Source organism: Herbidospora mongoliensis (assembly GCF_001570545.1).
GTDB classification, from domain to species: Bacteria; Actinomycetota; Actinomycetes; order Streptosporangiales; family Streptosporangiaceae; genus Herbidospora; species Herbidospora mongoliensis.
On sequence record NZ_BBXD01000038.1, the window covers coordinates 1 to 10,144 of the forward strand.

Consider the following 10,144-nt stretch of genomic DNA (forward strand, 5'->3'; position numbering starts at 1 on the left):
TGAGCGGCGCAGAGTTCGGCCGCGACCTGCGCGGCGCCGGGCACGTGACGGATCACCCGGCGGATCGCGGCGATCAACTGGGTGACGGTGTCCTGGGTGGCCACCGCGTCATCCAGGACCGCCGAATCCAGCGCCCGCCGCTGCCTGCCCTTGAGTACTCCGGTCGCCGCGACCACCTCGCGGACGGCTTCAAAGATCCGATCCGCTCTGCTGGAGCGGGCCAGCCGCCGCCGGAAATAGGTCAGCAGCGACGGATCGAACGCGCTGTCATACAGTCCCAGCCCGCAGGCGGCCTTCCACCGCAGGTCACACCGCAATGCCTGCACGGTGTCGACGTCCGATAGCCCTTGCAAGGTCTGCAGCACCACCGCGGCCGCCAAGATGTCCGGCGGCATGCTCGGACGTCCGTTGCGCGAGGGATACATGTCCGCGAACATCTCCGCGGGAAACAGCGCCTGACGATGCTCGGCCAGGAACGCGAACACGCTCCCGGCCGGGATCAACTCCCGGCAGGTCTGCCACACATCCGGCCCGACGAGCTCTGCGGCCCACTCACCCCGCATGTCAACCACTCTGGCCTCAGTCCAGAAAGAACGAGGCCAGAACACAAGATCTTCAGCGGCCTTCTAGTTCCTGACTAGTACCGATTCCCTCCATGGCTTCATCCTCATCACAACCCACACATGGCTCAGCCGAACACGCCAACCCTGTGATCTCAATCTCGCACCGATGCCAGGCGAGGTTCGTCGGAAAGGAAGTCAGTAAGAGGCGGGTGTCGTGGCTTCGCGTTTCCCGCTTCGGTGCACTTGTTTCATAGACGGTCGCTTATGAAACAACACTCCGTTCCAGCACCGCATCTGTGCGGGAGAGGGAGAAAATGATGTCGGGCCAGGCCTGCGCCGGGGATAGCTTAGCGGATTCACTTGGCCGGTGGCGCGCCGTGGCAGCGCTTGTATTTCTTGCCTGATCCGCACGCGCAGGGTGTGGTGCGGTCCACGTCCCCGTATCCCTCTGTCGGTTGCCCGGCAGCCGTACCCGTACCTGCTGGTTGTCCCGTCCGGCGGGCGGCGGACAGGTTGCCGCGCACGGTCTTGGTCGTGGGGTGAGTGGCTCCCAGGACGCGTTCGCAGTCGGCCAGGGTCTGCTCGTACTGCGGGATGGCGCGGCCCAGCTCCCCCGCCGCGTAGTAGGCGCCAGCGAGGTTGTTACGGGATCCTAGGGTGGAGGGGTGGTCGCCGCCCAGCACCCGCTCACTGTCGGCCAGCGTCTGCTCGTACAGCGGGATGGCACGGCCCAGCTCCCCCGCCGCCTGGTAGGCGTAGGCGAGGTTGTTGCGGGAGTTCAGGGTGTCGGGGTGGTCGACGCCCAGCACCCGTACCTGATCTGCCATGGTCTGCTCGTACAGACCGATGGCACGGCCCAGATCTCCCGCCGCCTGGTAGGCGCTGGCGAGGTTGTTGCGGGATCCCAGGGTGGAGGGGTGGTCGCCGCCCAGCACCCGCACCAGGTCGGCCAGCGTCTGCTCGTACAGCGGGATGGCCCGGCCCAGATCCCCCGCCGCCTCATAGGCGGCGGCGAGGTTGTTGCGGGAGGTCAGGGTGGCGGGGTGGTCGCCGCCCAGCACCCGCTCCCGATCGGCCAGGTTCTGCTCGTACAGCGGGATGGCCCGGCCCAGATCTCCCGCCGCCTGGTAGGCGAGAGCGAGGTTGTTGCGGGAGGACAGGGCGTCGGGGTGGTCGACGCCCAGCACCCGCACCTGATCTGCCAGGTTCTGCTCGTACAGCGGGATGGCCCGGCCCAGATCCCCCGCCGCCTGATAGGCGTAGGCGAGGTTGTTGCGGGATCCCAGGGTGGAGGGGTGGTCGCCGCCCAGCACCCGCTCACTGTCGGCCAGTGTCTGCTCGTGCAGGGGGATGGCCCGGCCCAGGTCCCCCGCCGACTCATAGGTGGCGGCGAGGTTGTTGCGGGATCCCAGGGTGGAGGGGTGGTCGCCGCCCAGCACCCGCTCACTGTCGGCCAGTGTCTGCTCGTGCAGGGGGATGGCCCGGCCCAGGTCCCCCGCCGACTCATAGGTGGCGGCGAGGTTGTTGCGGGAGCCCAGGGTGGAGGGGTGGTCGCCGCCCAGCACCCGCTCACTGTCGGCCAGTGTCTGCTCGTGCAGGGGGATGGCCCGGCCCAGGTCCCCCGTCGCCTGATAGGCGCTGGCGAGGTTGTTGCGGGAGGTCAGGGTGGAGGGGTGGTCGCCGCCCAGCACCCGCTCTCGGTCGGCCAGGGTCTGCTCGTACAGCGGGATGGCCCGGCCCAGGTCCCCCGCCGCCCGGTAGGCACTGGCGAGGTTGTTGCGGGATCCCAGAGTGGAGGGGTGGTCGCCGCCCAGCACTCGCTCGAAATCGGCCAGGTTCTGCTGGAGCAGGGGAGTGGCACGAGCCAGGTCGGCCAGGTCCTGGAGGTATCGCCCACACCAGGCGCGTAAGACGAGCAGGGGTTCAGGAAGGTCGCCGAAGGCGGTGACCAAGCTGTAGAGGGCGGTGGTCTGCTCAATCAGCGCTTCGACCGCCGATCGGGCGGTCCAGGTCGCCGCGTCGTAGGGGATGTGGGTGTTGAAGCGGTCCAGCAGAGCGATGGCGTTGTCGAGCACGTGGGTAAGGCGGTTCTCTCCGCTCTCACCATCGCCGGCGTTGCCGCCGGTTTCGCTGTCGCTACTGGTCGTGGTCGGGGTGTGGTGAGCGCGTTCGCGCAGCACCCGGCTGGTCAGCCGATGCATCAGCACCGTCGTCCCGTCCTCGCTGAAACTGATCAGCGAGGTGTCGACCAGATCAGCCAGCACCTGGTCGACGCCTTCGGTGTCGGCGGGATCGAGGTGCGGGTCGGTGGTTCCGTACAGGACTGCTCTGGGTACGCCGGCCTCGGCCAGCACCGCCAGCAGCTCCAGCATGTCGTGTGCGCCGGGGATGGTCTGTTCGGCCTGGTCGACCGACAGCAGGATCGCCGCCGCGGTCCCGTGCGGGTACCCCTCAGCGGTGTGCGGCAGGTACCGGTCCAACGGGTAACCACGCAGCAGACCGAGATAGGCGGGGTAGGTCAGGCGGCGCCGGTGGATGTAGGCGCCGGCCTGCCCGACCGCCAGCGGCAGCAAACCCAACTCCGCTGCCACCTCCTCAGCGCCTGGGCTGGTGGAGCCGGTGCGCTGATGCAGAAACGCCGTCGCCTGGCCGGGGGTGAAGACGCCGACATCGACCGCTTCGTACAGGGTGTGGAAGGCGCGGTTGCGGGTGGTGATCAAGATGCGGGTCGCTCCGGTGGCCGGGCACCACTTCTTCACCTGCCCCACGTCGGTGGCGTTGTCGAACACCAGCAGCGCCGGCTCATCAGCGGCGGCCAGCCAGTCCCGCGCCTTGACCGCCGCGGTGTGCGCGTCATCGTCAGGGTCGAACAGGCCCAGACGGCGGGCCAGGCCCGCCAGCCCGGCCACGATCTGCTCCTCGGTCTCAGCATTGATCCAGGCGATGACCAGCCACCCCACCCGCTGACACGCCCACGCGTAAGAGGCAGCCAGCAGACTCTTGCCCACCCCCGGCGTCCCGGTGACCGCATCGACCACCGCCACGCCCTGCCCCACGACTCGTTCATGCAGCCGCTCCAGCAGATCGGCGCGTTCCTGGAAAGCGCGCGGCTGCTGCGGGATGTCCCCCTCGACGATCTGCTCCACCACCGGGCTGAGCGGATGGTTGTTGATGACGACATCGCCGGCCACGTGCCCGATCTGGGTGAGATCACCGTGGATCCGGCTGGAGACGACCGACTGCCCGGCCTTTGGCTCACTGGAGCCGTCTGCTGCCATGGCGTCATCATCACCACAAACCAGCACCCAGCCCACCCGAACGCACCAAACCGACGATCTCAATCCCGCACCGACCACCCGACGGCCCAGGCTCTACGAAGGAGCGGTCGGCACAAGCAAGCAGCGCTCAGTTTCTTTCTCGGCTTCACACCTCGACTCGGCGCGGCTGTTTCATAGGCGCTTGCTTAAGAAGCGGGTGATTGCTCACCTGGGTCCAAATCCGGCGCGGTGTTTCACCGATCGCTAATCTATGAAACAAGACGATCTTTCGGCCAGGGCCGTCTTTCCCACATGCGCCGAAACCGCCCGATACGGGGTGACGGTACGCGCCAAGTGGGGGGGACGGATCGCGTTGTTCGGTGGTGGTTGGGCGCGGGGAGCGGGTTACGATCACGCTGACCTTCGGGGGCTGGCGAAGGGGGAACGCGTCATGTCGGCATCCGCCGGGCCTGACCCGCACCACGCCTCCGCCAGCGCGGGACCGCCCCCGGCCCCACCGGCTGGAAGCGGCGACCGCCAGGACATCACCGGTTCCTTCGTCGGCCGGGACGCCAACCAGATCGGTTCTGCCCGAGACGTCGCGATCGGCGACCAGCACCACCACCATCACCTGCTGTCGGCACGTGTGCCGTTGCCAGATGCGGCCAAGGTGGACGCCCCGTTGGGGCTGACCGGTCTGCCCCGGCCCGCGACGGCGGTGTTCGTCGGCCGCGAGCAGGTGTTGCGGCAGATGCGGGACGTGCTGACCGCCACGCCGTCGGCAAGAACGGTGATCACCCAGGCGGCGGCCGTGCACGGGCTGGGCGGGGTCGGTAAGAGCGAGTTGGCGTTGCAGTACGCCGCCGCCCATCGGCAGGAGTATCGGCTGGTGTGGTGGGTGGAGGCCGACACCCCCGCGCAGATCGAAGCCTCGCTCGCGGATGTAGCGCGGGCGCTGTGCGCGGGGGCGCATTCGGTCGCGGCCGCCCAGGCCACCATCGAGGAGGCGGCGGGGTGGGCGATGGCGTGGCTGAGCGGCCACACCGGCTGGCTGCTCATCTTCGACAACGTCGAACATGCCGATGATGTGCGCCGGTATCTGGGTCGGCTGGCTGGCGGGCATGTACTGATCACCACCCGCCGCGCCGGGGGCTGGTCAGCGTTGGGGTGTGCCGCGATCGATGTGGACGTGCTGGCCCCGGCTGCGGCGACCGAACTGCTGGCGGGCTTGATCGGCCCGGACATCCGCGCCGAGGAAGAAGATTTGGCGGGGCTGGCCGAGGACCTGGGGTTTTTACCGCTGGCGTTGCGGCAGGCTGGGGCGTTCATCGCCGCCACCCCCGGAATGAGCATCACCGACTACCGCACCCTGCTCCTTGAGGAACCCGGCGAGGTGTATGCGGCGGCGGCTCCCGGCAGTGACGCCGAACGCGTCATCGCCAAGATCTGGACGATCACCTGCGCTCAGATCGCCGAGGCTAGCCCGCTGGCGCCCCGGCTGCTGGCGCTGCTGGCCTGCTACGCCCCCGATGACCTGCCCATCACCGTGCTCCACCAGTTGCCCGACACCAGCAAGCTGCGGATCGGCACTGCCCTGGGCGTGCTGGCCTCCTACAGCATGATCGCCATCAGTCCGGGCCGCGACGCAGTCAGCGTCCACCGCCTGGTCCAAGCCGTCACCCTCACCAGCCTGACCGACGACCAGCGCCACGCCGTCCGCCTCCAGGCCGCCGACCTGCTGACCGCCGCTCTCCCCGACAACCCCGAAGTCATCGACAGCTGGCCGGCCTACCGGCAACTGCTGCCCCACGCCCGCGCCGCCCTGCCCCCGCTCTCACCCGCCATGGACGAGGTCCTCGTCTACCTCAAAGCCAGCGACGACTACACCACAGCCAAAACCCTGCACCAGCACCGCCACCACTTCCACCTCCAACGCCACGGACCCGAACACCCCCGCACCCTGAACGAACACGCCCAGCAGGCCCACTGCACCGGACAAACAGGGGACGCGACCAGCGCACGGGACCAGTTCGCCGCACTGCTGCCGGTCATCGAACGCGTCCTGGGCGCCGACCACCCCGACACCCTGTTCGCCCGGCACAACCTCGCCCGCTGGACAGGACAGGCGGGGAACGCGGCCAGTGGGAGAGACCAGTTCGCCGAACTGCTGCCCGTCATCGAACGCGTCCTGGGCGCCGACCACCCCTACACGCTGACCACCCGGAACAATCTCGCCTTCTATTCGGGGGAGGCGGGGGACGCGGCCGGCGCGCGGGACCAGTTCGCCGCACTGCTGCCCATAGGCCGACGCCTCCAAGGCGCCGACCACCCCAACACGCTGACCACCCGGCACAACCTCGCCCGCTGGACAGGAGATGCAGGAGACGCGGAGTCGGCGCGGGGCCAGTTCGCCGCACTGCTGCCGACCCTCGAGCGTGTCTTGGGCATCGAACACCCCGGTACCCTGATCGCCCGATCCAACCTCGCCCGCTGGACGGGAGAGACCGGGGACGCGGCCGGCGCACGGACCCAGTTCGCCGAACTGCTGCCCATCCGCGAACGCGTCCTGGGCGCCGAACATCCCACCACCTTGACCGCTCGAGCCCACCTCGCCCGCTGGACGGGAGAGGCCGGGGACGCGGCCGGCGCGCGAGACCAGTTCGCCGCACTGTTGCCCATCCACGAACGCGTCCTGGGGGCCGAGCATCCCCACACGCTGGCAACGCGTAAAAACCTCGCGTACTGGACACGACGTTGTCAGGAAGCGGATGCCGACAGCCAGACCGGAGATGTCCGTTGAGCGTCCGCCTCGCGATGCATCCGCGGGAAACGGACACACGCCAGCGCGAAGCCACCCAGCGATGCCATCGAAGGTCGCTCCGCCGAATCCGGCGGGCCCGGTGAAGGTTGCCCCGCCGAACCGGGCATCCTAATCGACCGTTGCCGATTTCACCGTCCGACCTGTACGCACTCAGAAACTCTCTCGGTAACTACTGGCCGACACAATTCGCCCGATAAACGGTATGAATTGACCTTCTCCTCTGGATCGGTCCAGGCCATCATTGAGGCCCGATCACATGAGGGGTGGGAGTTGAAGATTCAGAGGATCCGACGGGCGGCGATGGCGGTGCTGCTGGCCGGTGCGATCGGCGTGGTGATGCCGGGGCCTTCCGCCATGGCCGATGACTGCGCGCGGATAGCGTTCATCGGCGTAAAGGGCGCCGGGGAGGACCCGACTGGGAGCCTGGAACGGCAAATTCATCAGAATATGGGATTAAACGTACAGCGGACGAGCTTAGTGCTCAAAACGCTCGTCGGTGACGCCATCTCCGTACAATACGACGACGGTGTCGATTATCCGGCGGTATCCGTATTCGAGCTGTTCGTGCAGTTCGTCACGACGCAGACCTCGGCGAGTGTCGCGGACGGCGAGGCCGCGCTTCTGTCGCGCTTCTACGCCCTCGCCAACACCTGCCCGGGGCAGCAGTTCGTGCTGGTCGGGTACTCGCAGGGCGCGATGGTCGTCAAGAAGACACTCAACCGGCCCGATTTCCCGACGGACTTCCGCAACCGCCTCAAGGCCGTCGTGCTGATCGCCGACCCGATCGCCAACACCAAGAACAACGAGCCGAAAGGACTGGCCCGGCTCTTCAACCTGGAGACCAGCGAGTTACCGGCGGGAATACCGAGCAAGACCTACTGCAACTCCGGGGATCCGGTCTGCGGGAAGCCGTCGCTCAAGTGCGTCGCGAAGATCGGAGAAGCGGAAGTCGCGGTCGCGGACCCGCGCAGATGGAATGAGGCCCTGGCCCTATGGCAGGATGCCTGGAAAATCTGCGACTTCGGTGACCACAAGAACTATGACGAGAAGGTCGCGGAGGCGGGGGAATGGCTCGCGGGCATTCTCAAGAGCACCGACCTGGCGGTGACCGGGATGGAGATCGAACAGCCGAAACCCATCTGCGTCGGCACCACACCCTCGATCAGAGTCGAGATCAAGAACAAGGGCAAGATCGACAGCGGCACGTACGACATCCGCTGGACGACCAACGGTCACACCATCAACCACTTCCTGCCCTCGATCAAGGCAGGTGAGACGGGCACTGCGGTGCTCTCGTTCCACAACGTCTGGCAGGGCACGTTCGACGTCAACTTCATGGCCGACCCCAACCAGAAGATCGTCGAGACTCGCGAGGACAACAACAGCAAGAGCAAGAGACTGGTCGCCAAAAACTGCTGACCGGAGGGGGCGTTCCTCGGAGCGTCCCCTCCGTGGCTCAGACCCGGGTCAGCCACTTGCGGAAACCCGGAATTTCCGGCCCTGATAGGCGATGATCCCGGGCAGGACCCCCCAAACGCGGAGTCGTTCCGTCCTGCTGCTGCCGCTGATCAACTCGCCGTTCGGCATGAAGACAACCGAGGTGAACACATCGTCGTGCCCGCCGAGGACAGCGGTGTGCGCCCCGGAGTCCGTCCTCCACAACCGGATGGTGCCGTCGCCACCGGCGACAAACCCGCACCCCGCCCAGCCGAACGCGTCAAAACCGCCGAGCTCAATCCCGCACCGACCGCTTACCTGATGCGGCTCCGCGAAGACGAGGCTTGGAGAGATGAGTCATGCTCGCTTTCCGGACCGGGTCTGGCGCGATCCGACTTCTGGCTTCGCTGTTTCATAGGGTGTTCACCTAAGCAACAGTCGATAGCCCACCCGAGCCCAACCTGAGCGTCGTGTTTCATAGACGGTCGCCGCCGGGTGGCCCGGAGGAGTCTCACCTCCGGGCTCCCACAGAACGGAACGTAACAGTCTCCCGTTATTCCGCTCGTCTCATCCGATCCGTCAGAACTCGGTCATCCAGGCCCAGTGGGCGAACAGGCCGGGCTGGCGTTCCAGCACCCCGGTCCACCACCTTCTGGCCTTCTTGAACGACCTCAGCCGTTTGAACTTCCGTCGCGCCCAGCGCACCAGGTAGGTGTTGATACGCCGCAGGAGAGCATCAAGCTCGGTCCGGTAGAACCTGGGAGTTCCCCCCTGATTGTGGACACCTTGGAGACTGGATCTTGAGGTCCAGGGGAAGAGATGTTCTTGATGGTGCGGAAGAACTATCCGGAGGAGTTCAAGGCCGACGCTGTGGCGTTGTTCTTGTCGGACCCGGCCAAGACCTACAAGCAGGTCGCTGATGATCTCGGAATCCATCGAGCTACGCTGCGGTTGTGGGTGATCGACGCGCAGGAGAAGGGGACGGCCAGCGCGAGGCCGAAGCCTGGCCGCAAGCCGGTTTTGCGAGGAAACCTATCCTCGGATGACGTGCTTGAGGAAGAGAATCAGCAGCTCAAGGCCCGGGTGCGGGAGTTGGAGCTGGAACGGGACATTCTGCGGAAGGCCGCGAAGTTTTTCGCGGGCGAGACGAACTGGTGAGCCGCTTCGAGTTCGTTGACGATCACAAGAACACCTTCGGGGTGAAGCGGTTGTGCCGGGTCCTGGAGCTGGCCCGATCGAGCTACTACCGGTGGCTGGCCACCGCCCCGACCCGGCTGGCCCGCAAGCGGGCCGACGACGCTCTCGCGGTCGAGATCCGCAGGATCCACACAGAAGAGGACGGCACGTACGGGTCCCCGCGGATCACCGCCGAACTCCAGGCCCAAGGGCTCGAGGTCAATCACAAACGGGTCGAGCGGGTCATGCGCGAGCGGCACATCGTCGGGGCGCACCTCCGCAGGAAGGTCCGCACCACGATCCCCGAACTGGACGCCACCCCCGTCCCGGACCTGCTGAAACGGGACTTCACCGCGTCCGCGCCGAACCAGAGGTACGTGGGTGACATCACGTATCTGCCGATCGGGGACGGCAAGTTCCTCTACCTCGCCACCGTCCTGGACCTGGGCTCACGCCGGCTGGCGGGCTGGTCGATCGCCGACCACATGCGCACCAAACTCGTCACCGACGCCCTCGAAGCTGCGGCCCGCACCAGGGGCGGCACCCTCGACGGGGCGATCTTCCACAGCGACAACGGCGTCCAGTACTGCTCCAAGGACTTCGAGGAGACCTGCGCTCGCCTGGGCGTCACCCGTTCCCGCGGCGCGGTCGGCACCAGCGCCGACAATGCCGCCGCCGAATCATTCAACGCCTCTCTCAAACGCGAGACGCTGCAAGGCGCTCATGGCTGGACATCAGCCGGCGAAGCCCGCCTGGCGGTGTTCACGTGGGTGACCCGATATAACACCAAAAGGCGGCACTCCCGCCTCGGCCAGATCTCACCGATCGACTACGAGAAAACCGCAGGTAGCCTGACCGCCGCAGCCTAAAACCGGTGTCCACAATTCGGG

7 protein-coding genes are annotated in these 10,144 nt (G+C 66.8%); 3 read left to right on the plus strand and 4 right to left on the minus strand.

All coding sequences use genetic code 11. The features are described from left to right. Both AW272_RS39930 and AW272_RS39935 read right to left on the minus strand, forming a co-directional pair. The coding region (locus AW272_RS39930; RefSeq protein WP_169807740.1) for a transposase at positions 1–563 on the minus strand (563 nt) is incomplete at its 3' end. A gap of 356 nt (positions 564–919) precedes the next feature. Beyond that, positions 920–3,841: a tetratricopeptide repeat protein gene (locus AW272_RS39935; RefSeq protein WP_066376498.1), complete on the minus strand. Its 2,922-nt coding sequence runs from the start codon at positions 3,839–3,841 to the stop codon at positions 920–922. 430 nt (positions 3,842–4,271) lie between these two features. Here AW272_RS39935 and fxsT point away from each other — a divergent pair, with 430 nt between their 5' ends. Together fxsT and AW272_RS39945 are read left to right on the plus strand one after the other, a co-directional pair. Next, on the plus strand, positions 4,272–6,620 hold the full coding sequence (gene fxsT, locus AW272_RS39940) for an FxSxx-COOH system tetratricopeptide repeat protein (protein WP_066376503.1): 2,349 nt from the start codon (positions 4,272–4,274) through the stop codon (positions 6,618–6,620). A gap of 321 nt (positions 6,621–6,941) precedes the next feature. Continuing rightward, positions 6,942–8,060, plus strand: a complete 1,119-nt coding sequence (locus AW272_RS39945; RefSeq protein WP_083959187.1) for a cutinase family protein — start codon at positions 6,942–6,944, stop codon at positions 8,058–8,060. A 48-nt stretch (positions 8,061–8,108) separates the two neighbouring features. Here the strand turns inward: AW272_RS39945 and AW272_RS46250 are convergent, their stop codons facing one another. Both AW272_RS46250 and AW272_RS45865 read right to left on the minus strand, forming a co-directional pair. Continuing rightward, positions 8,109–8,303 (minus strand): hypothetical protein, encoded by a 195-nt coding sequence (locus AW272_RS46250; protein ID WP_066376513.1) that lies wholly within the window; start codon positions 8,301–8,303, stop codon positions 8,109–8,111. 354 nt (positions 8,304–8,657) lie between these two features. Continuing rightward, a complete protein-coding gene (locus tag AW272_RS45865) occupies positions 8,658–8,783 on the minus strand; it encodes a hypothetical protein (protein WP_275527353.1) in 126 nt (41 codons plus the stop codon). 123 nt (positions 8,784–8,906) lie between these two features. Between AW272_RS45865 and AW272_RS39965 the strand changes: the two genes are divergently transcribed. After that, positions 8,907–10,123, plus strand: a protein-coding gene (locus AW272_RS39965) for an IS3 family transposase (protein ID WP_157519053.1) whose coding sequence is annotated in 2 segments (ribosomal slippage) — positions 8,907–9,210 and positions 9,210–10,123 — 1,218 coding nt in all. Because the reading frame shifts where the segments join, the coding sequence is not laid out codon by codon here. Positions 10,124–10,144: the final 21 nt, after the last annotated feature.

Coding starts and splice junctions, on each gene's coding strand:
- AW272_RS39935 (WP_066376498.1), bottom strand. CDS start 3,841: ATGGCAGCAGACGGCTCCAGTGAGCCAAAGGCCGGGCAGTCGGTCGTC.
- fxsT (WP_066376503.1), top strand. CDS start 4,272: ATGTCGGCATCCGCCGGGCCTGACCCGCACCACGCCTCCGCCAGCGCG.
- AW272_RS39945 (WP_083959187.1), top strand. CDS start 6,942: ATGGCGGTGCTGCTGGCCGGTGCGATCGGCGTGGTGATGCCGGGGCCT.